Here is a 22622-nt window from a genome sequence, read left to right as displayed (position 1 = left end):
AGCCTCGGATCTCGCGGTCGTGCGTTACCGGCGGAGCCGGGTCAGGTGTCCGTCGCGCGTTCGTTCCCACCGCTGGCCGGAGGCGTCCCGGAACCTGCACCGCCGCGCGGCGGGCCGATCACCGACGTACGTGATCGACTGACTGCGCAGATCGCCCGGCGGAACCGTGCCGACCCGGGTGAGCACGGTCCGGCCGTGAAGGAAGCGGGCGCCGGTCGACAACATCCGGGCCGCCTTCGGTCCCGAGCCGGCCGGGCCGGTCCTGGAGGAGCTCTTCGATCGGTACGAGCTGGCCCCGGACGCGTTGTTCGACTCGGTTCAGCAGGTCCGGATGCCGCAGTGGCACCGCGGCAGAGTGGTCCTGGCCGGCGACGCCGCCTGGTGCCTGACCCTCTACTCCGGGATGGGCGCGTCCACCGGCATGGCCGGTGCCGACCTGCTCGGCACCATGATCGAGCGTCACCTCGACGACCTCGGCACGGCCGTGAAGATCTGGGAGGAACGGCTGCGGCCCTACATCCAGGACCAGCAGACGTCCGCGCTCACCGACCGGCTCCTGTTCGTCGCCAAGGACAAGCAGGAGTACGCCATCCGTACCCAGACGATGCGGATGCAGGCCGACCCCGCGTTCGCCACCGAGATGGCCGACTCCCCCGCCGCCGCGGGCTTCGCCGCCAAAACCTCGACATCGCGGCCCGCTGAGCAGCGGCTCCGTCCGACCAGCCGAGAAGAAGCCAATGACAACGACGGAAACGGCGTGGGCGCCGCCGACGGGCGGGCCCCGGGTGACCGGCCGCAACCACGGTGATGTCAGTCGTCGGCGAGGCGGTAGTAGTGTTCTGCAGCTTCGGGGTAGCCCTCGTCGTGCAGCATGTCGCCGAGGTCGGCGTATGCGTCGGGGTATCCGGCGTCAACGGCCTCGCGGCAGTAGGCCTCGGCTCGCTCGTCGTCGTGTCGTAGGGCGTACAGCATGGCGAGGTTGACGAATCCGCCCGGGTTGCCGGCGTCGGCTGCCTGGCGATAGTGGGCTTCTGCGCCGTCCTGGTCGCCGTCAGCCTCGAGCAGTTGCCCGAGGCCGACCAGGCCGTCGGTGTTGCCCCATTTGATGGCGCGGTTGTAGTGCTTTACGGCGGCGGTCCGGTCGTCGCGGAGGGCGGCGATGTTGCCGAGTAGGAACTCGGCGTAGGGGTATCGAGCCTTTGCCGCCTTCCGGAAGTTGGCTTCGGCAAGATCGTCCTCGCCGCGTTCCTGTTGCATCAGGCCGATGTAGATCAAGGCTCCCAGGTAGCCGGCCGTGACGGCCTTGCGGTACAGCGCCTCTGCTTGTTCAGCGTTGCCTTCCTGGTTCCGGATGGCCGCAAGGTAGAACCAGCCGAGGCCGTGGCCTGCTTCGCCGGAGCGCTGGTACGCCATCTCGGCCCCGGCGGCGTCGCCCTGTTCCTCCAGGAGGAGACCGAGTTCGGCGTACGCCTCGGTGGACCCGCTGGCGATCGCACGCTGGTAGAGGTCGACCGCAGCGGATGTGTCGCCGTCCTGGGCGCTGTGCTTGCCTCGTTCCATGAGCCCGTACGTGTTGCCGAAGTCCGGGCCACGACGCACCCCGTGGTAGCCGTCTTGCTCGGCACGGCCGTACCAGATCGCGGCCTGCTCATCGTCGCGGAGTTCGGTGAGCAGATCGCCGAGACGGAAGGCCGCCTCTGGCCGGCCGGCCTCGGCGGCTACCCGGTAGAAGTGTTTCGCGCGGGGAAGGTCTCCGAGCGAGTCGGCGGTCAGGCCGCGACGCATCGGGTCCTGGCGGGTGTCCTCGACGGGCGGTTCCAGCAGAAGGTCGCACAACCCGAACGAGTGGCTCTTCCATTGCAGGGCGGCCCCTTTGCGGATCATGTCGAGGTTGAGCCGTCGTGCCGCCTCGGCCACTCCACGCACATCGAGAAGCCGCATGAAGTTGCGGGCGCCTTCGACCGCCAACCCGAGCACTCCAGGGCGTACCCGGTAGAGGCCTTCGCGAGCGAGTACGGCGCCGAAGGCGTCGTACAGGTCGTCGGCGTCCGGCCAGTGTCGCTGCATCGTGGCCATGTCGACGTTGAGCTCGAAGATGGTCCGGTGCTGCTCCTCGAAGGGGGCGTAGACGAACAGCGTTTCGAGGGAGTGCAGCGTGATGGTGAGCAGGCGGGGGAAGACGTTCTTGTTGGTGTCGGGTACGGCGCTGATCGTCCAGCGGGAGAACTCCGTGCGTCGGGGATGCGGGATGGTCCACGCGAGATAACGCCGGATCGCCGGGAGCACCGCCGTCATACGCGGGTCGGCCATGGCCCGTTCGAATCTGCCGTGGTTGGCGATCCGGACCTGAGCCCGGTCCACGCGTACCTCGTCGCCCGCGTGGTCCGACAACGCGGAGCTGAGCCACTGCTGCTGCTCTTCCGGTGAGACGATCGTGTCGAGATCACTGGCTCCGAGCCGGCCGGCGGCGTGGATCACGTTACGCAGCAGAAAACCTTCGGCCTGCAGCGCACGGATGGCGTGCTGCTCGAAATCGTCGAGATCCTCGTGCGGAACCCGCCAGAAATGCAGTTCGGCGATGTCGCTGTACGTCTTTCGGTGGTCATTGAACCGGCTCACCACGTTGACCGCCTGGCCGACGTACAGCTGCCCGTCGTAGAAGGACAGCACGTAGATGCCGCAACGGCCGGCGGCGGCGAGCACCTGCTCGGCCACCGTCGCACTGCCGGCCACAGCTACCCGCTGCACGTCGGTCTGTGGCCAGAGGCCGGTGAGGAGACTGACGTGATTGCGCGGCGACGCTTCAACTGACATGGCTTCCTCGTCGGCGGCTGTTCACCGCACATGAGGACAGTGACCGGGGTACTCGTCTGCGATCAGTCGATCGTGGGACCGGGCCGCCTGGTGAGCTGGCCCCTGGTGAAAGCGGACAGGATGCGTTGGTGGGTTTGCCGGGGCAGCGATCGTGGTCCGGGTTCGCCGAGGGGTGTGCCGGGGCGTGCCGGTGTGGTGTCGAGGAGGTCGTCGAGTCCACGGCGGGCGATCATGAGCAGGCCGTGGGTGGCGCGGGTGCAGGTGACGGCGAGGCGACCGAAAGCGGAGTTGAACTCGTCGAGCTGGTCGGCTCCGGACAGCGGGTGGATGGCCACGGTGATGGCGTTGGTCTGGCCTTGCCACGAGTCGACGGTGGAGGCGACCAGGACGCCTTCGGGCAGGTCGTAGCGTTCGGTGAGTCGTTCGACCAGGTCGGTGGCGTCGTCCACGGCCTGGTTGCGGGTGGCGAGGATAACGATGAGGGGGTCGCCGTGCGGTTCGGCCGAGTCGACGATGGTCGTGCCGTCGGGCATGCCCTGGCTGTTGTAGCGGCGGGCGACGGTTTGGAAGCCGCCCTCCAGCAGTGGGTCGAGGAGCTGCTCGAGGACATCGAGTAGGGGCAGGTCGATGTCGGGCGCCTCGGGGTCGGGCAGGCCGTCGACCTCCAGCAGGGTGGGGTCGCCGCTGGCGACGGCATCCCAGACCGAGGCGGCCACGCCGGTCAGGGGTGGTAGCTGCAGGGTGCGGTCGCCGGGCCCGGCGACGCAGTGCAGGTGGTCCCAGTCCGTGTAGAAGGCGCGCCAGAGTGGCAGCTGGGCGGTGGTGGGCCGCCAGACGGTGGGGAGGTCCACGATGCGGGTGGTAGGCCCGGCCGGGTAGGCGGTGGGCCAGGCCCGGTAGGGGTTGTAGCCGGGATCTCCGCGCCATGGATTCTGCTGTCCGGGTTCCAGGGGCGGAAGTTGCCCGACGTCGCCCACCCCAACGGAGATCGGCGCCAGTTTCTCGACAGTGGCGTAGCGGTGCGCGGGTAGTTGCCAGGCTTCGTCGACGAAGAGCACGTCGAAGGGCAGGGTGCCGTTGTCGGCCGGGCCGAGGTTGTCGATCAGGCGTTTCATCTCGCCGAAGGCGCCGAGCTTGTGGGAGGTGCCGACGATCACGTCGCACGAGGCGGGAATGCCGGCGGTACTGGAGGCGATCGAGACGTTGTCGCGTACCGCCGGTGGGACGTCCGGCACTCGGTCCTGGGCGACGAAGAGACAGACCCGATCTGCGCCGAGTTCTCGGCCGAGCGTGCCGGCCAAGGGAATGACCTGCTTGTTCGCGAAGGCGGTGACCGCCACCCGGGAGCAGTGCGGATGGTCCAGCGCCTGCCCGACCATATGCCGCAGGGCATGGGTCTTCCCGGCGCCGGCCGCGGCGCGGAGCAGGATCTTGTCGTACGCGGCGGTGGCGCTCAACGCGTCGGTGAGTGCCTTGCTCGCTTCCGCGGCGGCCTGGTTGTTGCCGTACGCGGCCCGGTCGTGGTGGACCGCCCCGGCGATGGCGGTGGTGGGTGCGGTGAAGGTGATGGGCATCGCGGTTCAGTCCAGATCGTCGCGGGTGAGGGTGTCCGGGGCGGCCGTGTCCGGTTCGGGCATGTCGGGGCCGGGGGTGACGTCGAAGTGCTCGTCGTCGACCAGAGGCGGCCACACGGCCGGGTTCAGTTCGCCACGTGCGCGGCGGGCGGCGAGTTCGTCGGACCACTCGGCCTCGGCGACGGCGTGCGGTTTGCAGCACCATTGGTGGGCGTCCGGGTCGGCCGGGTAGCTCGCGGGGGTGCAGTCGATCGTCGGGGCGGACTGTTTGTCCAGTGCCGGGCGGGCGATGGCGATCTCGTGACCGGATTTGAACAGCTTGCCGAACCAGCCGGCGTCGGCGAGGACCAGCTCGTCTCCGACGGCCAGGTTCGGGGCGATCGTGGGCGCCCAGACCAGGCCGTCGGTGTCCGGGGTCTGGGTCAGCAGGCCAAGCGGGAGCCGTCCGAGTTTGAAGGACCCTTTCTGGACGGTCACAGTGGTGTTGGTGTCCTCGACGAGGCTGCGGTCGTTGACGTGCAGCGCTACGACGTTCACGCCGTGCCCCAGGCGTCGGGACTGCACGTCGAGGCGGATCGGGTTCAGGCCGACGACCGTCGCGAGGGCGAGTTGGCGTACGCCGGCGTCGCGGCCCTTGTCCTGGGCGAAGGACAGGTCGGTCAGGCAGGTGAGCTGGTCGCCGCAGGTACGGTCGGCGTCGAGCATGTCGACCTGGGAGTTACGCCAGTGCGGATACATGCGCGAGAACCTGACCAGGTCGGAGGCCTGCAGCATCTGCCTGCGGCGCCAGACCTGCTGGGCGTCGCTCTCCAGCGCCTGGTGGACGGCCCGCAGCCGGGAGACGGCCAGGCCGTCGAGGATCGTCAGGGCGCGTTCCATAACGCTGATGCGGTAGTCCAGTGCCGTGGTCACGAGCCGGTGGTATTCCGTCGCGGGCCCGCGGCGCAGGGCGTGGAAGAGTTCGTCGGCGGTCCGGTTGGACAGCCGTGCGCCCGGTGTCTCGGCTTGTTCGGCGATGGTGTCGGACACCTTGCGGTGATCCAACGGGGCGATGGCCTCGGCCCACGTGATCAGGTAGTCCAAGCGCCCGGCGTCGACTACGGGACCGCCGGGTACGACATGTGCGAACAGGACACCGTGCAGGTCGACGATCGGGGTGCGCAGCCGCATCGTGCGGGCACGGTCCTCCTCGAGCAGGAAGCTGACCGCCAGCCGCTCGTCGGCGCTCAGCGGTACGGGCAGGGTCGCTTCCTCGTCGTCGAAGGTGCGCAACGGCCGGCCGCAGTCCTGGTCGCGCTGCCACCGCAGCCTGCTCAGTTCGACGCCGGCCAGCGAGTCGGCGGCGCTGGCCAGCAGGTCGGCAGTCGCCCGGTCCGGGACGACCAGGTGGACCGGCTCGACGCCGTTCTCGTGCTGCTCCCGGATGGCCCGGCCGAGCAGGCTCATCACCGCCCGGCGGGTGTCGGCTGCCTGCGGGTCGGCGAAGCTGAGCCGGGTCCACCGCCCTGGCCCCGTCGCACCGACCGTCTGGACCGCGACGCCGTGCACGCCCAGCGCCGAGCCGTCGGACTTGACGAGTACCAGGTTGACGGTGCCGGGGAGGCCGCACGGGTCGATGCGGGGGCGGTGATGCCATTGCGGCATGCCGGTGACCGTGGCGGTGACCTGCGCGACGGTGGTGTGCGGTGCCCGGCCTGTCTCGCCGGTGCCGGTGACCAGCGGCTGGACCGCGTTGCGGTGCGCGGGGGCCACACCGATCTCGATGAGCAGCGACTTCGGGTCGTCGGAGGACCGCAGTTCGGTACGGCAGTAGGAGAACAGATTGCAGGTCGTACAGCTGCGGGGGTCGAAGGTCGCTTCGAGGTGAGCGACGTAGGCCGCCAGATCTTCCTGCGCCGCAGCGCCGTCACCGAGCGCCGAGCGGGCAGCGAGTCGTTCCTGGGCGCGGGCGCGGACCTCGGTACGGTGGTCGTCGAGCCGCTCGACGACCGCCTGCGGGCGCAGGAACGCGTTACGGGGAACGGCGAGGGCGCCGTGATCGTGGACGTGCATGCCGTCGGGCAGCCGGGTCCACGCGGCAGCGGATTCCGCGCCGAGCGCGACCTGCAAGAAGCCCTTGAGCATCCGGCCGTCGTCGATGCGGGATCGGACTCGTTCGAGGTCCTTCGCGTCTCCCATGATCAGCCAGGAGCCTTTGATCCGGTCGCCGGCACGGCGCGGACAGACGACGGCGAAGTCGGGCAGGATGTTGCTGGCGTCGGAGACGTGTTCGAGGTTCAGGTACGGCACGGCGGGCCCGACCAGCATGGTGGCTTCGCCGGCGGCCATCGCCTGCCGGTGGGCGTCGGCCAGTTCGGTGGCTGTGGCGTTCACGTCGGCACGACACGCCCGGCGCCGCACCGCCGCCGGGCGTGGCAATCCGAGCTGCCCGATCGTTGTGGTGACCAGTTCCGCGGCGAAACGGTCGTCGCGTACCAGCTTCTCGAAGGTCATCGCACGGATCCAGCGAGCCTGCGGGATGCCGGCGCCGGTGTCGGGTTCACCGAGCCGTACGGCCAAGGTCCGGCGGTTCTCCCGGGTGATGAACGGATCGGTCAGCCGGAAGCGCTCACAACCGGCATGCGCCGAGGCCGCCACGGCGCTGGTGCCACCGCCGGTCAGTAGTCCACCCATTCGATCCTCTTATCCATGGCTTCGTCATCGGACCGCCTGGTCGATCGGACGATGCGGGCGCGACGTGAACGTTTCGGTTTGCTGCCTCTGTGAGCACATCCCACGGCGCTGGCCGCGCGGCGCAGTCTCCGGAGTCGATACAGATCCATCGATTGTTTCGCGGACCGCTTCGGCCCTCACTGCGGTCGCCGATCTCAGGCACGGAAAGGTGATCGGAGGCCGCCTCCGCACCGGGGAGGCGTGAAGGCGGCTTCCGGTTTCATGTTCAGGCGGACGGGTCAGCGTCTGTCGTCGCCGTCCGAGCGGCAGTCGCCTCGACTCCGTCCCGGATGTATCTGGCGGCCAGCGCCCACGGCTTCACCATCTCGGCGTCCGCCTGCACGGTGAGGATCCGGTGCACCGCCGGCGCGATGGGAATCGCCTCCATGCGTGCCCCGCCACGCTGCCCGTCACGAATCGCCTCCTGACGAGCCTTTTCGACGATCGCCCGTGACACCCATTCGGTGACGGTGAGCCCGTCCGCGGCGGCCGCGGTCCGGGCGCTCTCGTACTCCAGCTTCGGAAGGATCGTCTTCCACCGGCGCAGCTTCTCCAACGCCTCCTCGATCCGGTCCAGCCGTTGATCCACCGTCGGCCGTGCTGCCGCACCGGTTGGGCTATCAGTGCCGGCACCGACCAGCTCGGCTACAAGGCCTTCGAGGTCTCGAAGGCGGCAGTTCGTCCGGAACGCGTGCGCTTCCAAAGCGGTCACCCGAACCTCGAAGTTCTGTTCGCTGATGTCGTCCTCCTGTTGACAAGCGCCGCTCGACCGCGACACGGGGGATGTGTGTTTCGGCCATCGGCAAGAGCGGCGATCCGGCCTGTCTGAACCAGATTCGTCTCGACCTGCGATGACACGGGCCAGACCGTAGAAGCGGGGTCCGACAGAACTTGTCCGCGATCCGGACAATCAGCGATGAAAATCGCACGGTGGGCACGCATTTCATTACTGCAGCCAGTACCCCATCGGCCATTCAGGCAGCCTGGATGTAGTCCACCGGCCCGATGAGATCCCTGCCGTGGTCTGGATAAACTCGGCGACGCCATCGCCTGGAGCCAATCCCATCGATCGGCACCGGCAAGCTCGGTTCTGCCCAGCGCCCACAGCCGGCCAACTCGGCGTCAGGCATTGATGAAGGCCTCCAGAGGCAGCCGCAATCGCAGGTGGTCCCTATCCGCCGATCATTCCCCTCGGAGTACCTTTGCTCGTATCTGATTCAGGCATGGTGATTCCCCGGATCACGACCGTAGACACGGCTGTCGCGCCCGGCCGCCTGGCATGCGACATCCGGCACGCCACACTGACCTTGTACTCCATCCTGTCCCCGCAGGCATGGGACACACTCGCCGGCGACGGGATTCTCACCGGACGCGAGGACTTGATCGACCCGCTCTTCGTGGCCTCGTATCGGTGGATCCGCCGGGCTGCAGCCCTTCGAGGGCTGGGAGACGAGTGGCCCGTCTGGTTGTGGGCACGGACCACTCGCCGCGACCTGATAGACAGCGTGCGGTTCGCTGCTCGCGAGAAACCCGGCAGCGTCCTGATTACCGCACGCATTCCCCGGCACCGCGTCCTGCTGAGCCACTTCGATGCCTGGCACTACGTACTCAACGACTGGCCGGCGTTCGAGCCGACCGCCACCGACGCGGAGATGGACCGGATCGACAGCGCGATCGCCGAGTTCACCGGCTGGAAACCGCATGAGCCCAAGCCTCCACAACTAGAACGGATCATCGAGGACACCTGGGATCTGATCTTCGACACCACGTTGTGGCCTCCGACCAATCTCTGGCAGGCCACGGTTCCCGAACTTCGGCTGGGGGACGTCATCGATGCCGTCGTTGCCGAACCACGCCGGGGATCCGGAAACCGTCGGCGTATCGGGCCCGAGAGCTACGAGGCGGCGACGCTCACCCCAGCGGAGCCGAATCCCGCCGGCCGGACAGGTGGGATGGAGACTGTCTCGGGTTCGGCGGTGACGGGCCCGGCCGGAGCGGCATGATGGCGAGATGGCTGATCTGCCGCGGCGCCGTGATCTCCTGGCGCCTACGTTGCGAGCCGTGCGTGAACTGGGCGGGTCAGCGTCGATCAACGAGATCGTCGACACGGTGATCCAGCGGGAAGGCTTCAGCGACCAGCAATCCTTTTATCCCTCGGGCCTGCGCGACGATCTCCAAGGTCGGCTTTCAACAAGCCGGTACACCGGGTCATCAGGGCGCCCGCGAAACCGCCGTCAGCGAGAAACTGGAGTGTTCCCGATCTCGTTGACGCTCGGTTACGTACGCGCACGCGCTTCCCGTTTCGGGTTTCGGGCTCTGACAGTGCCTGCGGTAGCGGCCGGCCCGCCGCCCGTACCGACCCGACGATCCTCGCCACGACTGAACGCCACGGTGTCAGTGCCGACGACGTGAGGCACCAGATCGCCTCCTTCCGAGACGATGGATCAGACGCTGTCCGAGCTGGGAATCCAGGGCCTCGCGCCGGAGGGAAATCCCCAGGATCTGTCCGTGGGGATCGTTAGTCGCAGAACTTGTGCCGTGAGCTGCGCCGGTTCGCCCGGGCCGGTAATTCGTCCAGGTTGTCGCCATGGCGCAGCCGCTCGTTCGGCTCATGGCCCTGGGGGAAATCCCGCATCGTCACCACGAAACCCTGGACCAGGCGATCCTCGCGCAGGTCACGGTAGGTGATTTCGACCAGGACCTCGCTCTGGTCAGCCCGCGACAGGGAGCAGAACACCACACCGTCGCCGGCGTCATGGAATGCCTGACACAGCTGGCTGCGGTCGTCGGGATGTACCAGTTCGTCGAGGGTCGCCAGCGGCGGCAGGTCGTCGACCCCGAGCAACTCGCGTAGTGAGGGTGTGGCGTATCGGATGCGGCGGTCCTCGTCGATCACCACCATGATCTCGGCGCTGTCGTGGATTACCGCACGCAGGTAGAGGTCACTGTCACGGCGGCCGACCGCCTCCACCAGACAGATGCGATCCAGCGCGAGCGCCGCCTGACCGGCCAGCACCTCGAGGGTGTCGCGGGCGGCGGTCAAGGGCTCCCGGCGACCCACCAGAATCAGGGCGCCGCCGCTTGGCCGGGCGACGGTCAACGGCTCCAGCCAGAGCGGGCAGACCAGCGTGGCGTAGCCGCCGTCCGGGCCCTCCACCCACCAACTGCGCGGTGGTGGGCCGGCTCCGAGGCAGGGCGCCGCCGGCCGCGGGACACGGTGATCGTCGGTGGCGAAGTCCGCGCTGATGACCGCGCCGGGTGGCATGAGCTCGGCGACGGCGTCTCGTACGGCCTTGTCCACGGCCGCTGTGTCGGAGGCGGCGACCAGCGCGGCGCTCGCCTGGCGCAATCCGCGTTCGCGTGTCAGGGCGCGGCCGTTCAAGGTCACCGAGTCGGCCAGCCGTGTGATCGTCAGCAGGAGGGTGAGTGCCCCGGTCACGGCGATCACCACGCCGTCACCGACGGTCCCGTTGACGGCCTCGACCAGCAGAACTACCGGCGGGGTGGCGACGGAGACACCCAACAACATCGCCCAGCGCACCCGCCATGGGCTCGGACGCGGCGTCGCCGGCTCGGTGAGCCTGACCATCGACGGGTGCAGCGCGGCGGCGCCCCAGGCCACGTACAGCACGACGAACCCGGATTCGCTCAGCCGGCCCGGCCACAACGGGTGCACGATGTCGCTGACCAGCACACCCACGGCACCGATGAGCAGCAGTACGGCAGAGAGGTTACGGCCCACGGCGACCAGCAGCCGGATGACGACCGCGAGGAGCAGCAGGGCGCCGATGATGTACGCCGCCCAGATCTGGCCGATCCGACTGGCGTCGCCGACAGCGAACACCCAGACCACCAGCGATGCCGAGCAGGCGAACGCGAGCAGGTCGATGAGCCGGGCCCGGTCGACGAGAATCGCACCGACCCGGGTCAGCTGCAGCAGACAACCGGTGACCAGCGCGAACATGGCGTAGAAGCAGATGTTGGCCAGGCCAGGCCGGCTCAGCGCGGTCAGCACGTCACCTGCCGTGCTCGCTGCGATGGCACCGGCGAGCAGCAACCAGGGTCCGACCCGGGCCGGCCGGTGCCTGCGGACCCCGTGGACGATGGCCCCCGCGCTGGCGATTCCCAGCACCAACCATTCGATGGCCCTCAGCACAACCACTTACTACCAGTAGCCTCGAAACCTGTCCATCGACCTGTTACACAAGGTTGTCAATTCCCCCATCCGTGGTCGGCCGGTTCCCCGGAACGTTGCGGGCGCCGGCAATGGCGGGTGCAATGCGGACGCGGTTCGAGCGGAGACCGGCCCTACCCAACCGATAGATCCCATCTGGACCCGAACTGATCGCCTGATTGGGACCGCAACCCGCGCGCAAGGCCAAGCGGCCGGTTCGTGGCGGCGCGGTGTCAGCTGGGCGTGGTTACGTGTGCGCCCGCCGACGCCGCTCAAGTTGTAGGAGGAATTGAACGGCTTGTGCCTCGTATGGGACTGGTTCCAAGGCAACGGGCCGAGCCGAAACGGAGTCGATACGCTGCCCACTGGCCGGTCCAGTTCGCGAGATCATGGGTCCACGTTGCTGTGCTGTGCTGCGCTTTTCTCGCCCACTTCTCGGCGTTGCTCGTTGCGAAGAAGGTCAGTGTCGCCGGATCGGTCGCTTCCCAGGCCGTGCGTTGTGCCAGCCACTGTTCGGCCTGTTCCGGGGTGTGGCCGGCGCCGATCAGCCATGCGGTGAGTGCGGCGAGCTCAACCCAGGGCGCGGCTTTCGCCGCCATGGCCCAATCGACGATGCGCAGACCGTGACGGGTGACGATCAGGTTCGCCGCGGTGAGGTCGGTGTGGACGAGGGTGTCACCGTCCATCGCGGGTTTCGCGAACCCGAAACGCTCGTACGGCATGAACGGTCGCACGTCCGGTGCCGGTGTCGAGCCGAGGTCGTCAAGGGCTGCGGCGAGCAGTCGTAGATCTGAACTCCCGGGTGACAGGTCGGCGTGCGGACCTTCACAGTGTTCGAAGCCCGCCACCAGCCATCCGGCCGCTTCGAAGTGCCACTCGACGGCGGGTGAGTGGGACCTGCTGACGGCCTCACTCACCCGCAACTCGTAGCGCAGTGACCGGACAGCCAAGTCGCTGCGGGCCGCCTTGACGAACACCTTCCCGCGCGCCCCGGCGACTGTCGCGGCTACCTCCGCGTGGTCACCAGCTGATGCCGGGGTGACGTCGGAACCGCCGACACGGTGGGCTACCTGCTCGGTGACGGCTTTGGGCAATGCTGCCCAGTCGATGCGCATCGGTCAGTTGATCCTTCAGATTCCCGGGTTCGGCGGGCAGCAGGAGTTCGCCGCGCCGTCCCAGAACTCGGGGTCGATGTAGTAGCCGGTCGCCTTCAGCGCCTGGCGGGTGTACTCCAGGGAGGAGCCGTCCGCCATACCTTCGGTCAGGATCGGCACGTGGTGGACGAAGTGTCCCGCGATCTGCTGGCAGGCCGCGGTGTACGCCTCGGTGTGTTGCAGCGACGCGTGCCACGCCGCGTCGACCCAGCCCAGAAAACGCTCGTGGAGGTCGGCTGGCGGCCCGCCCGAGCCGGCGTCCCAGTCATCGATCGCTTCAAGCATGCAGGAGCCGAGAAATAGCACCAGGCCATGCGGAAACCGCTGGTACTGCTCGGCGAGTTCGACCTTCGCGACCGCACACGGCCATGGCTCGCCGCAGACCTTGCAGTCCCAGTCGGGTCGGGCACCTTGGTGCGCCGTCCGGGGAACTAGCACGACGGAACCCCTCCCGCTCGGTGCTCCTGGGCCGGAGTCAGCGTCCCCGCCCGCGCGACCTGGAACAGCGGCATCGTCGGCGCGTCCCAGGCCACCGGGTTCGACCGGATGTCCACGGCGATCGACGGCGCGGGGTCGGTGATGGCCGTACGGATCCGATCCGCCTCACGCCGCCGGCACGCCTCCACATACACCTCGATGCAGGGCCAGGGCAGACCGCAGGTGCACCGGCATCGCCGTAGGAGTCGCCGCCACGTTCGCTTCGCCTTGAGATGCTGCTGCATTGCTACTCCTCCTCCTACAGCCACCAGCCCGTAGGGCCGCGATCACCCTCGGTCACGAGCGGGAAACCGTGCGGCCAGGCACGACTGCGCCGGCGAATGCGGAGCTGTCCGGGTGGTGGTGTACTTCCAACCGTTGCCAGAGCACGACCGGCACGAAGCGATAGCCGATTCCGTCAGGCGATTCACGAGACAGCTCCTCAAGATCAGCCATGTCGCACACGTCGATGTGCAACCGGTTCGGCACAGATCGTGAATCAGTTCAGGAGAGAGAACGGGCAGCGCGATGCGGTCCGTACCAGATTGTGGATGAGGGCCCGCACAAAAGTGCGGGTCGTCAGTTCAGATGCGTGACCACCCAGGCCGGATCAAAACCGGCAACAACCCCAGGGCCACTTCCCGACTGTACGGGAGTCGCGCCGACCTTCCCGGTGTGAACGTCCAGCAGCTTGAACCCGACGCCTTCCAGGACGGCCAGGCTGCGAGGGAAAGCCGGGTGCCCCCACAGCTTGTTGTTGACGAACGGGACGGCGATGATCGGCAGCCCTTCACCGATGGCCGAGCAGAGCTGTGCCAGCGCGTATGTGTCCGCAGCGCCGGCGGCGGCCTTGTTGATCGTGTTGAAGGTTCCCGGGCAGAGGATCACCGCTTCCGTGTCACCGGTGCGCTTCGGTTGGTTCGGATCCCGGAACTCCGTCTGTGGTGGGACGCCGCTCAGTTCACGTACCGCGTCGTCGTCCAGCCACGGGCGGGAGTCCGGCGTCGCCACGACGACGACGCTCCGGCCGGCGCCCTGCACCGCGCGGATGAGATCGGGGGCACGCGCGGTCAACGGCGCGCCGCAGACGATGAGCGTCACATGGCCAGGCACGACCGATCAGTCCAGGACGCCGGCGCGTACGGCGAGGTGGTGCAGCGCACTCGTCCGTCCGCCGCGCTTCTGCCGGGCCAGCATGCTGCGGACCAGCTCACCCACGATGACGTTGTACCGCACCGACTCAGGAGCGATCCGCTCAGCTTCCAGCAGGTGGAGCACGGCGTCGGCGTCCCGCTTGCGCTGCACCTCCGCCCAGCCGAGGTCGAGGTGCAGCTGGGCACGCCGGCTATTCAAACCGACCGGAAGCCGGTACAGATCGACGGACTCAGCAGCCTGCAACGCCGTAGCCGGGTCGCCGAGTTCCGCCGCCACCGTGACACGGTGGATGCCGACGTTAGTGGGCCCGAACGCGGTCCAGGCAAAGTTGCCGTCCTGGCCCAACATCTCCGCGAGCAGTTGCGCCTGGTCCAAACGGCGCCACGCCTCCACCTGGTCGGTGCGACGCGACGCGATCACAGCGGCGATCAACCAGAGGGCGCCCGCCACGGATGCCAAGGTGGGCCGATCGGTGCGGGCATGGCGCTGGGCTTCCTCCGCCATGCCGACTGCCAGCGGTTCGGCGTCTTCGGGCCGTTCACTACGCAGAAGAGCGCACACCACCTGGTACGCCGCCATACCGCGAGCCGCCACCGAGTCCGCCTCGACCGCGGCCGATGCACAGCGGTCAGCCGCGAGCATGCTCAGGTCACCCGAGCCGAGCTTCGTGAGCAGCTTCGCCGCCACATGGTAGGCCGCGGAATAGCCAAGCAGAACGTCCCGCCGGCCGTCGACAGCAGTCCGGTCCAGCGAGTCAGCGTGAGAGAGGATCACCGGCAACTCGGCGATCACGTCCTCGTACCGCGCGGCCTGATACGCCTCGTGCGCGGTAGTGACGGCCTGGTTCAGTTCGGACAGCGTGGAGGGCTGGGAGGGGGCGATCCCCAAGAGGTTGTCGTACCGCGACAGGACCTGACGCACCTCTCCCAGCCGATCGCGGGAAGGAGCACCATTGGGTGCGTACTGCCACGGAGTGCCGGTCAGCGATTCGACGTCGACGTGCAGGACTTTGGCGAGGTCGAGGAGAACCGACAGCCGGTCAACGGACCGGATCCCGCGCTCGACCTGGGACAACCATTACTCAGAACGTCCGACGAGACCGGCCAGCGCCGTCTGGCTCAGGCCACGCCGCCGACGGTACGCCGCAATCCGCTCACCCGCCGAGCCGCTCGTCATCGACCAACCATGCCATACCAGCATCTTCACATGCAGCCTTCATCACGCCGCCGAGCACGCCGCAGATCCGCTCGGGAGAGAAGCCATGAGGCCGACTCCGTTCGCCGTTCAACGCATGTTGTGAACGGCGGATGCCAGCGCGTACGCGACGTCAGGGCGGGAGAAGTCCCACACCATCAAGAATCCAGGTGGTGCGGTGAACGTGATCCGTCCGTACAGCATGATCGGTAGTTGCCGGTTGTCTTTGAACCGGCGATCTGGGCCGCCTGACTTGTTGACGTAGCGCCATGTCGTGCCGACCGTTTGAGCGTCCGTCGGAGGCGCCTGCTCCTCGATGAAGCGCTGCTGTTCCATGTGCGCGCTGATCGCCGCGTAGGGGATGTCGGCGTAGTCGTTGCCGTGGCGCACCAGGACCCTGTCGGGCAGGAAGTAGATCGAGCGGTCCTTGGCGTGCAAGGTCGGTACCGCGATATTGGTGACCAGTACTGGTGGTCCTGCCAGATCGACGCCACCGCCGTGCCGGCCGACGACAGCGCCGGCTCCGGCGTTGACCTTGCGCTGGTAGGGGTTCGTCAGCTGACCCTGCGATTCGACGAGCCAGATCCGCTGAACGGCGGCCACGATACCGGCGCTGTTGTTCAGGTTTCCGTACTGTGCTGCGGCGTCGTCCTCCACGGTGTAGAACACGACAACCGATCGGCGGGCGACGTCGCGCTGCCACAGCCACCACACGGCGGGGATACCGGGCAGCAGTAGTAGCAGGCCCCACACCGGAAGGATCGCCACCAGTAGCAGGAGCAGCGCCGCTGACCATGGCCACAACGAGCGGCTTTTCGCTGCGGCCTGGATCTGCTGGATCAGGTCGGAGGGATGCGCTGCGGCGAGGTGTTGCACCGCGGCGCCTGTCAGATCCTGCATGACGACGGGGTGTGCGCCGACCGGTGCCGGCTGCGGGGTGTACGGCTGGTGCTGGCCGGCTTGGATTTGCTGGCCGGTGAAGTACGTGGTGCCGAGTCCAGCGACGCGGACGTAGTTGCCGCGGGGGCCGGTGCCGACCCGGAATCCGGGAACGCCGGCGGAAACGCTCACGCCTGAGGCAGACAGGTTGAACCGGAACGGTCCGGCGCGGAGGCTGGTCCGGAGGTAGAAACTCATACCGCTGTTGCATCCGTTCTGCTGGAGTGCCGATCGTGTCCGGCCAAGACGTCAGATGGACCGGTGGACGTAGGGTTTCCGGTCGGCCCGTTCTTCTGGTTCTTCGGCAGGAACCTCACTACTGGGTGTCGGTCAGGAGTCACAGGCGACGCCGTCACCATCACGGTCCAGGGCCCGGCGGTAACCCGGCTCTCCGGCGTACAACGGGGCGGCTCCGGCAGCGCGAGCAGCTGAACAGTTCGCGTAGTAGGAGTCCTCTTCCTCGTCTTCTTCGGTGATTTCTGGGGCCGGTTTTGTGGTTGCCTTCTTCGTCGGCTTCTTTGTCGGCGGCAAGGTCGTCGCGGCCGTGGACGGTTCCTCGGTGCTCGTGGCATTCGCCTCGGGTCCGGTGCCATCGGTAATCGAGGCGTCCGATGTCGCTGTGGTGGAGGGTCGCGTCGTCCTTGTCGGCGTGATCGCCGGTCGTTCAGTCCCGGTCTCGGCCTCACCCGTACTTCCGATGAGCTTCGCCGGAACGATGCAACCCAGCAGGAGGAAGGCGAAGACACCCATCAGGATGTAGTCACGCCGATTTCGGCGATCAAGGTTAGGCACGGCCCGGAGTTTCGCACAGCTACAACGCCAGTACGTGCAGGCATCCGGCCAGAAGAGGATCCCCTGAACGACCGATTCAATCGTCAGTCAGGCCGACGGTGACGGTGCTCGGCACTCCGGTTGAAAGGGCCGTGGCGCGCTGCGTGAAGATGGTGCGGATCTACAGGGAGGATGCCCGGGCAATGGCGCAGGTCACCAGTACTGGCCCCAAGGAAAGTGCAGCGGTGAAGGTCGGCATCGGCTTGGTCACACTGTTCGTGCTGCCGCTGCTCGGTGCCATTTGGGGAGCTCGGACCGTCTATCGGTGGCATCGTGGCCGCGGTACGCACGACGAGGTTCCGGACCGCCGCGCGCTGCTTGCAGCGGTCGTCGGAGTGGTCTCGGTCATCGCGTCGGCGGCGATCTACCCGAGCGTGATCCTCGACGAAATGTCCGAAACAGCCCCGGCGCCTGCTACGGCGCCGTCAACCGCGCTCAGCCTTTCCCGGCCGGCTTTTCACACAGCGGTGCCGTCGCCGTCCCCGGCACCGGTGGTCCTGGAAATGCCAGATCTCCGAGGTAAGCGGTACGACGAGGCTCAGAACCTACTCGGGCGCGGGGTACGCACCGATACACAGGACGCATCACCTCGGGGACGTCATGTGTTCGCGCGCAGCAACTGGACGGTGATCGCCACGGTCCCGGGTGCTGGTGAACCGGTACCGGACGGGGTTCCGGTGATGCTGAATGTGCTGCGCAACGAAGAGGCTGCATGGTTCGCCGAGCATCAGGCGATGCCGAAGCTACCGGCTGGCAAGGACTCCATGACCGTCGAAACTGGCGGCGGGATCCTGGAACCGGTGCAGGAACTCGTTCTCTTTCGCTACGCGCCGGGTAAGGCCCCGAAAGATGCCACCACCGTGATCGCGGGACACGGCGACGAGTACGGATCCGGGAAAGAGCCAGAAAGTGAGAAGAAACAGCGCGCGAACCTGAAGAGCGCGTCCTCGTACAGCACGAAAATCGTCGGAAGCATCCCCGCAGCCGGAAAACCGTTGCGGGCCGGGCAGTTCATCGTCGTCACCGTCAAGGACGCACCGAAGGGCAGCCAGTCGGAGGGTGGCGGCACCGGCGACATCCCGAACCTGCCAAACATCGACGACGATGACGATGATGTGAATGTTCCGGGCTGGCTCTGCCCCACCCGGTTCTGCTGACCGCTGACAGAACGCACACGACACCGGATCAAGGACGCCTCATCGGATGTCAGAGGCGCTTCCGTGGCGGCGTCGAACAGCCGCGCGAACGACGTGATCTCGGTCGAGTTCGTGTCCACGGTGACCTGGGCGGACACGAGGGGGTGGCCGTGATCCAACGGGCCACCCAGTCGCCGAGCGCGCACGGCGGGTCGTAAGGCTTCGCCAGCGGTGGGGAACGCGTACCGTCCGTCGGCCTGTTTTCGATGTGCCGTCTTTGAGCAGGCGTTTGATGCGGGTAGCCGCGCACCCTGACGGCATCTCGTCGGGGTCGGCGGTTCGGATGTCGAACTTCCGACCATCGAGGACCGCTTCTACGGTCGTTGTCATGACAGGCCTCATTCCTGGTTTCCGCGGCGAGGTGATCCGCCGCGGTGATGCGGGCTTTTCCGCTGCCCGGTCGATCTGGAACGGTCAGGTCGATCGCCGGCCTGAGGTCATCGCTGGTTGCCGGGATGCCGCCGATGTCGCCGCGGCTATCCGGTACGCCCGCGGTGCGGGTCTGCCGTTGTCGGTCCGCGGCGGCGGGCACAACGTGGCCGGGCACGCCCTGTGCGACGCGGGTCTGGTCGTCGACCTGTCGGCGATGCGTGGTGTCGTCCTCGACCATGCCGCCGGTCGGGTGCGGGTGCAGGGCGGAGCCCGTCTCGGTGACCTCGACGCCGTGACCGTGCCCGAGGGCTGCCTGGTGCCTGCGGGCATCGTCACCGACACCGGGATCGGCGGCCTGACGCTGGGCGGCGGCATCGGCTGGGCGAGCCGGCGGTTCGGTCTGACCTGCGACCACCTGACCGAAGCCGAACTGGTGACGGCTGACGGCCGGATACTCGTGGCGTCCGAGGACGACACTCCGGAGTTGTTGTGGGCGCTGCGCGGGGGTGGCGGCAACTTCGCTGTGGTCACCCGATTCACCTTCCGCACCCGGCGGATCTCTCCGAGCGTGGTGGCCGGGTTCGTGGTCTACCCGCTCGACCGTGAGGTCCTGGCCGGGTTGGCGGCCGTCGCGGCCCTGAACGACCCCGCCATCACCACGATCACGTTCCTCCGGCTCGCGCCGCCACTACCGTGGATGCCGGCCGCGGTGGTGGGTGAACCCGTCATCATGGTCGGCGTCGTCCACACCGGCGACAACGAAACCGCCCTACGGGCAGTCGATCCGCTGCGGCGCCTCGGCGCATCCCATGTCGACACGATCGCACCCGCCCCCTTCCTGTCACATCAGGCCGTCCTCGACGCCGCAAACCCGGCCGGCCACCGCTACTTCTGGTCCTCGCAGTACGTCGACACCCTCAACGCCGATCTTGTCGAACTGCTCATCGACCAGGCCCGGTCGCTGTCGGCTCCGGGCAGCCTGATCGCGTTGTTCCAGCTCGGCGGCGCCGTCGCCAACCCCGATGCGGCGTCTTGCGTGCCGTTCCGATCCGCATCGTGGCTGGTCACCTACGGGAGTCACTGGCTGGAACCGGCCGAAGATTCGCTGCACGCGGCCTGGACCCGCACCGCGGTCCGCGCCGCCGCCGGTTTCGGTCTGGACGGCGGCTACACCAACTTCGAGAGCGATCACCACCGTACGGCTCCGTTCCCGGCACCGGTCCTCCAGCGGCTGGCGGCGGTGAAACGATCCTTCGACCCCGAAAACGTCTTCTGCCGCAACCTCAACATTCCACCCGGCCAGGACAACTGATCGAGACCAAACGACATTCGCATTCGCCGGACGGGGACTTTTCCGCCGGGCGGGCGATTGGAGACTCGCCGGGCGAGCGTCCGCCATTTCCGTCCGTCAGAACTTCCTCCGTTACGTGACGAATTCTCCATCGTAAATAGATATGCGTCTGGAGCGCCGATGTCCGAGAGAATTGATGTCGAACTGGTCGTCCGCAACGGCCGCTATCACGAGGACGACCCGCGCTGGCTCGATCAGATCGCGGCGCTCGTGAGTGATCTGCGCCGCGGTACCGGTGCCGTCCACACGCGGCGTACACCTGTGCCTCACACGAAGGGTGCTGTCGATCAGGTCATCCTCACGCTGGGGTCGGCCGGCGTCTTCAGCGTCGCCGTCCAGATGATCAACACGTGGTTGTCCCGGGACCGGAACCGCTCGGTCGAGATCACCTACACCGATACCCAAGGCCGGGTGCACACCGTACGGGTGTCGGCCGAGAACGCGAGCCGCGAAGCGTTCGCACCGCTGGTCGCCGCCGCGGAGAAACTGGCCCAGGAGCAATCATGACCTACCGGGCGTTGCTGATCGGCAACAGCATCTTCGACGCGGACGGCAGCCTCAACCCGCTCAACGCGCCCACCAAGGACGTCGCCCGGCTGCACCGCTCCCTGGTCGACACGGCCACCGGGCTCTTCTCCGACGAACACGTCCGGCTGGTCGTCGAACGTACCTCGGAAGATCTGCTCGATGAGATCGACCTGTTCTTCGCCGCCGCCCACCGTGACGACCTGCTGCTGCTCTACTACAGCGGGCACGGGCTGCTCGACGACCGTAACCAGCTGTTCCTCTGCGGGCGCAACACGCGATCCGACCGGCTGTTGCGCACCGCGGTCAGCAATGTGCGGATCAACGAGTTCATCGACCAGTCGGTGGCCCGCTGCACCGTGATCATCCTGGACTGCTGCAGCAGCGGCATGTTCAAAGGCGGTGACGTCGCCGTTCCCCTGGCCGGCCCCGGGCGGTACGTGGTGTCGAGCACTCGCGGCTCGGCGCTGGCCAACGACGCCGCCGTCCCGACCGGCACCAGTCTGTTCACCGAGCACCTGGTGACCGGGCTGCTGGGCGGTGCAGAGGACCGGGACGGCGACGGGTACCTCGACCTGCGTGAGATCTACGACTACGTGCGCACCCGGCTCACCGCGAACACCAAGCAGGTCCCACACAGCCGTTTCGACGGTGACGCGGCCGTGGTCCTGGCCCGCCGTCCGGAGTTGCGGCGGGAGCCTGAACCGGTCCCTCCCGGCCGGGCCGGCGATCCGGCGTTCGTGCTTTCCGAGAACGAGATCAACCTGAACGATGTTCATCCCCGGGAACGCCTCAAGCCCGAGATCGTGGAGATCTATCGGCTGGGTGAGGTGGCGCTGGACTGCACGGCCACCACCGAGGAGACATGGCTGCGCGCCGAGGTGCGTGGGCAGCAGGTCGTCGTCGAGCTGCACCCGTTGACGGGGCACAACCGGGCCAAGATCCGGGTCGTGGACCGCACCACCCGGACGGCCCAGGTGCTGCGCGTCCACGTGTTCCTGCACGCGCCCACCTCGTCACCGCCGCCCGGTACGAACGATCCACCGTACGCGGCCGGGCCGGTCAGGTCCGCATCCGAAACCCGTGTGACGGCACGAATGAAGGGCGGCCCGGCCGAACCGCCGCGTGTCGTGGCTCGCGCCTCGGTGAAGGTGCCGCCGGCCGTACCTCCGATCGGCGATCCACCGGCCCGGTGGGAGACGGGTCGCGGCGGTTTCCGAGGGTGGCGCCGCACCGCGGCGTTCGCGGTGGCCGGCATGCTGCTGACCGTGGCCGGGACGGCCTATGGGCTGAGCGGCGGCAGCGGCGACGCGGCGGTACCCATGCTGGTCGGCCTGACCAGTGCCGATGCTGAGGAGAGGCTGCGCAAGGCGGGGCTCAACGCATCCCTGGTGCCGGCGACTGCGGTGCCCTGCACGGTTGGACAGGTGGTCGGGCAGAGCCCGGCGGCCGACGAGCCGACCCGTCTCGGAACCGTTGTCGTCATCGAAGTCTGCGGAGACGTGGCCTCGTCGGACCCAGCTTCGCCGTCAGTGGTGCCGCGTTCGACCGGCCCGGCCACGCCCTCACCCACCCGTTCCTCGAAGGTGTCCCCCGAGACATCGCCGCTCCTGGTGGTACCCGATCTCGGCGATACGGAAGACTCGGCCGGCTCGGCGCTGGAGAGCGCCGGTTTACGCGCCGTTTTCAAGAGCATCAGTGGCAGCGCGGCCAAGGGTCAGGTCACCGATTCGCAGCCGAAGACCGGAGAAGAAGTGGAACCCGACTCGGAGGTGACCGTGTTCCTCTCCCTGGGCGACCTGGTCGAGGTTCCCAACGTCAGCGGAATCCGCAGCACTGTCGACTCGGCTACAGCCATCCTCGAAAAGGCGGGGCTGAGAGTGCAGATCAAGTGCATCGACGGGACGGACCTAAACAGGGTCGCTAGGCAGAGCCCCAATGGTGGCTCCGAGGTGGAGAAGGGCTCCGTCGTGACTCTGATGGTCACCAACGGACCCCGGATAGGCGCCAACGCCTGTCTCGGTGGCGGGAAAGGTCCGGTGAACGCTCCACTGTGACGCCGGTAAGCAGGCGGGAGACGGCCCTGCCGGCGTTGACTCTCGACCAGGTCGAGGCTCGAGACTGCCCCGGTCCGTCGAGGCAGCCGTCGATACG

Annotated in this window: 19 protein-coding genes; 6 read left to right on the top strand and 13 right to left on the bottom strand. The window is 67.7% G+C overall.

The window, feature by feature from the left end:
- The first annotated feature begins 331 nt into the window (after positions 1 to 331).
- Positions 332 to 808, top strand: coding sequence for a hypothetical protein (locus ACFO0C_RS44105; RefSeq protein ID WP_378072833.1), 477 nt, complete (start codon positions 332 to 334; stop codon positions 806 to 808).
- Positions 809 to 810: 2 nt separating this feature from the next.
- On the opposite strand, the gene ACFO0C_RS44100 is transcribed toward ACFO0C_RS44105, so the two are convergent.
- From ACFO0C_RS44100 to ACFO0C_RS44085, 4 genes are all read right to left on the bottom strand, one after another.
- Positions 811 to 2814: a tetratricopeptide repeat protein gene (locus ACFO0C_RS44100; protein WP_378072832.1), complete on the bottom strand. Its 2004-nt coding sequence runs from the start codon at positions 2812 to 2814 to the stop codon at positions 811 to 813.
- Between the two features lie 62 nt (positions 2815 to 2876).
- Positions 2877 to 4388 carry a hypothetical protein gene (locus tag ACFO0C_RS44095; protein ID WP_378072831.1) on the bottom strand — a complete coding sequence of 504 codons (1512 nt, stop codon included), beginning with the start codon at positions 4386 to 4388 and terminating at the stop codon, positions 2877 to 2879.
- 6 nt (positions 4389 to 4394) lie between these two features.
- The gene (locus tag ACFO0C_RS44090) at positions 4395 to 7061 is read right to left on the bottom strand and encodes a hypothetical protein (RefSeq protein ID WP_378072830.1); all 2667 of its coding nucleotides are present in this window, start codon (positions 7059 to 7061) and stop codon (positions 4395 to 4397) included.
- Between the two features lie 265 nt (positions 7062 to 7326).
- Complete coding sequence (locus tag ACFO0C_RS44085; protein WP_378072829.1) at positions 7327 to 7689, bottom strand: hypothetical protein; 363 nt, start codon at positions 7687 to 7689, stop codon at positions 7327 to 7329.
- 634 nt (positions 7690 to 8323) lie between these two features.
- On the opposite strand from ACFO0C_RS44085, the gene ACFO0C_RS44080 reads away from it, so the two are divergent.
- Entirely contained in the window at positions 8324 to 9103 is a 780-nt protein-coding gene (locus ACFO0C_RS44080; protein ID WP_378072828.1) for a DUF3841 domain-containing protein, read from the top strand.
- Positions 9104 to 9618: 515 nt separating this feature from the next.
- On the opposite strand, the gene ACFO0C_RS44075 is transcribed toward ACFO0C_RS44080, so the two are convergent.
- The 9 genes from ACFO0C_RS44075 to ACFO0C_RS44035 all read right to left on the bottom strand — a co-directional run bounded on the left by ACFO0C_RS44075 (position 9619) and on the right by ACFO0C_RS44035 (position 16985).
- A complete protein-coding gene (locus ACFO0C_RS44075) occupies positions 9619 to 11232 on the bottom strand; it encodes a PAS domain-containing protein (RefSeq protein ID WP_378072827.1) in 1614 nt (537 codons plus the stop codon).
- 314 nt (positions 11233 to 11546) lie between these two features.
- Positions 11547 to 12389: a phosphotransferase gene (locus tag ACFO0C_RS44070; protein ID WP_378072826.1), complete on the bottom strand. Its 843-nt coding sequence runs from the start codon at positions 12387 to 12389 to the stop codon at positions 11547 to 11549.
- Between the two features lie 15 nt (positions 12390 to 12404).
- The gene (locus ACFO0C_RS44065; protein WP_378072825.1) at positions 12405 to 12713 is read right to left on the bottom strand and encodes a hypothetical protein; all 309 of its coding nucleotides are present in this window, start codon (positions 12711 to 12713) and stop codon (positions 12405 to 12407) included.
- A 146-nt stretch (positions 12714 to 12859) separates the two neighbouring features.
- Positions 12860 to 13150, bottom strand: a complete 291-nt coding sequence (locus ACFO0C_RS44060) for a hypothetical protein (RefSeq protein WP_378072824.1) — start codon at positions 13148 to 13150, stop codon at positions 12860 to 12862.
- A 52-nt stretch (positions 13151 to 13202) separates the two neighbouring features.
- On the bottom strand, positions 13203 to 13361 hold the full coding sequence (locus ACFO0C_RS44055) for a hypothetical protein (RefSeq protein WP_378072823.1): 159 nt from the start codon (positions 13359 to 13361) through the stop codon (positions 13203 to 13205).
- A gap of 123 nt (positions 13362 to 13484) precedes the next feature.
- The gene (locus tag ACFO0C_RS44050; protein ID WP_378072822.1) at positions 13485 to 14006 is read right to left on the bottom strand and encodes a flavoprotein; all 522 of its coding nucleotides are present in this window, start codon (positions 14004 to 14006) and stop codon (positions 13485 to 13487) included.
- An 18-nt stretch (positions 14007 to 14024) separates the two neighbouring features.
- Entirely contained in the window at positions 14025 to 15134 is a 1110-nt protein-coding gene (locus ACFO0C_RS44045) for a hypothetical protein (RefSeq protein WP_378072821.1), read from the bottom strand.
- 210 nt (positions 15135 to 15344) lie between these two features.
- Positions 15345 to 16391 (bottom strand): DUF4236 domain-containing protein, encoded by a 1047-nt coding sequence (locus tag ACFO0C_RS44040; protein ID WP_378072820.1) that lies wholly within the window; start codon positions 16389 to 16391, stop codon positions 15345 to 15347.
- A 132-nt stretch (positions 16392 to 16523) separates the two neighbouring features.
- The gene (locus ACFO0C_RS44035; RefSeq protein ID WP_378072819.1) at positions 16524 to 16985 is read right to left on the bottom strand and encodes an excalibur calcium-binding domain-containing protein; all 462 of its coding nucleotides are present in this window, start codon (positions 16983 to 16985) and stop codon (positions 16524 to 16526) included.
- Between the two features lie 98 nt (positions 16986 to 17083).
- Between ACFO0C_RS44035 and ACFO0C_RS44030 the strand changes: the two genes are divergently transcribed.
- From ACFO0C_RS44030 to ACFO0C_RS44015, 4 genes are all read left to right on the top strand, one after another.
- Positions 17084 to 18181 (top strand): PASTA domain-containing protein, encoded by a 1098-nt coding sequence (locus ACFO0C_RS44030; RefSeq protein ID WP_378072818.1) that lies wholly within the window; start codon positions 17084 to 17086, stop codon positions 18179 to 18181.
- 367 nt (positions 18182 to 18548) lie between these two features.
- Entirely contained in the window at positions 18549 to 19904 is a 1356-nt protein-coding gene (locus tag ACFO0C_RS44025; protein WP_378072817.1) for an FAD-binding oxidoreductase, read from the top strand.
- A gap of 159 nt (positions 19905 to 20063) precedes the next feature.
- The gene (locus ACFO0C_RS44020; protein WP_378072816.1) at positions 20064 to 20450 is read left to right on the top strand and encodes an effector-associated constant component EACC1; all 387 of its coding nucleotides are present in this window, start codon (positions 20064 to 20066) and stop codon (positions 20448 to 20450) included.
- Positions 20447 to 22525, top strand: a complete 2079-nt coding sequence (locus tag ACFO0C_RS44015; RefSeq protein ID WP_378072815.1) for a caspase, EACC1-associated type — start codon at positions 20447 to 20449, stop codon at positions 22523 to 22525. Before ACFO0C_RS44020 ends, ACFO0C_RS44015 begins: the two co-directional genes overlap by 4 nt.
- Positions 22526 to 22622: the final 97 nt, after the last annotated feature.

Source organism: Actinoplanes subglobosus (assembly GCF_042650585.1).
Classification (GTDB): domain Bacteria; phylum Actinomycetota; class Actinomycetes; order Mycobacteriales; family Micromonosporaceae; genus Actinoplanes; species Actinoplanes subglobosus.
The sequence above is the reverse complement of the archived record's forward strand: the minus strand, read 5'-3'. Positions and strand labels throughout refer to the sequence as shown.

What these genes read in the sequence shown, in the direction of transcription:
- ACFO0C_RS44105 (WP_378072833.1), top strand. Translation starts at nt 332, where the DNA reads ATGCCGCAGTGGCACCGCGGCAGAGTGGTCCTGGCCGGCGACGCCGCC.
- ACFO0C_RS44100 (WP_378072832.1), bottom strand. Translation starts at nt 2,814, where the DNA reads ATGTCAGTTGAAGCGTCGCCGCGCAATCACGTCAGTCTCCTCACCGGC.
- ACFO0C_RS44095 (WP_378072831.1), bottom strand. Translation starts at nt 4,388, where the DNA reads ATGCCCATCACCTTCACCGCACCCACCACCGCCATCGCCGGGGCGGTC.
- ACFO0C_RS44090 (WP_378072830.1), bottom strand. Translation starts at nt 7,061, where the DNA reads ATGGGTGGACTACTGACCGGCGGTGGCACCAGCGCCGTGGCGGCCTCG.
- ACFO0C_RS44080 (WP_378072828.1), top strand. Translation starts at nt 8,324, where the DNA reads ATGGTGATTCCCCGGATCACGACCGTAGACACGGCTGTCGCGCCCGGC.
- ACFO0C_RS44070 (WP_378072826.1), bottom strand. Translation starts at nt 12,389, where the DNA reads ATGCGCATCGACTGGGCAGCATTGCCCAAAGCCGTCACCGAGCAGGTA.
- ACFO0C_RS44065 (WP_378072825.1), bottom strand. Translation starts at nt 12,713, where the DNA reads ATGCTTGAAGCGATCGATGACTGGGACGCCGGCTCGGGCGGGCCGCCA.
- ACFO0C_RS44060 (WP_378072824.1), bottom strand. Translation starts at nt 13,150, where the DNA reads ATGCAGCAGCATCTCAAGGCGAAGCGAACGTGGCGGCGACTCCTACGG.
- ACFO0C_RS44055 (WP_378072823.1), bottom strand. Translation starts at nt 13,361, where the DNA reads ATGGCTGATCTTGAGGAGCTGTCTCGTGAATCGCCTGACGGAATCGGC.
- ACFO0C_RS44040 (WP_378072820.1), bottom strand. Translation starts at nt 16,391, where the DNA reads ATGAGTTTCTACCTCCGGACCAGCCTCCGCGCCGGACCGTTCCGGTTC.
- ACFO0C_RS44025 (WP_378072817.1), top strand. Translation starts at nt 18,549, where the DNA reads ATGACAGGCCTCATTCCTGGTTTCCGCGGCGAGGTGATCCGCCGCGGT.
- ACFO0C_RS44020 (WP_378072816.1), top strand. Translation starts at nt 20,064, where the DNA reads ATGTCCGAGAGAATTGATGTCGAACTGGTCGTCCGCAACGGCCGCTAT.
- ACFO0C_RS44015 (WP_378072815.1), top strand. Translation starts at nt 20,447, where the DNA reads ATGACCTACCGGGCGTTGCTGATCGGCAACAGCATCTTCGACGCGGAC.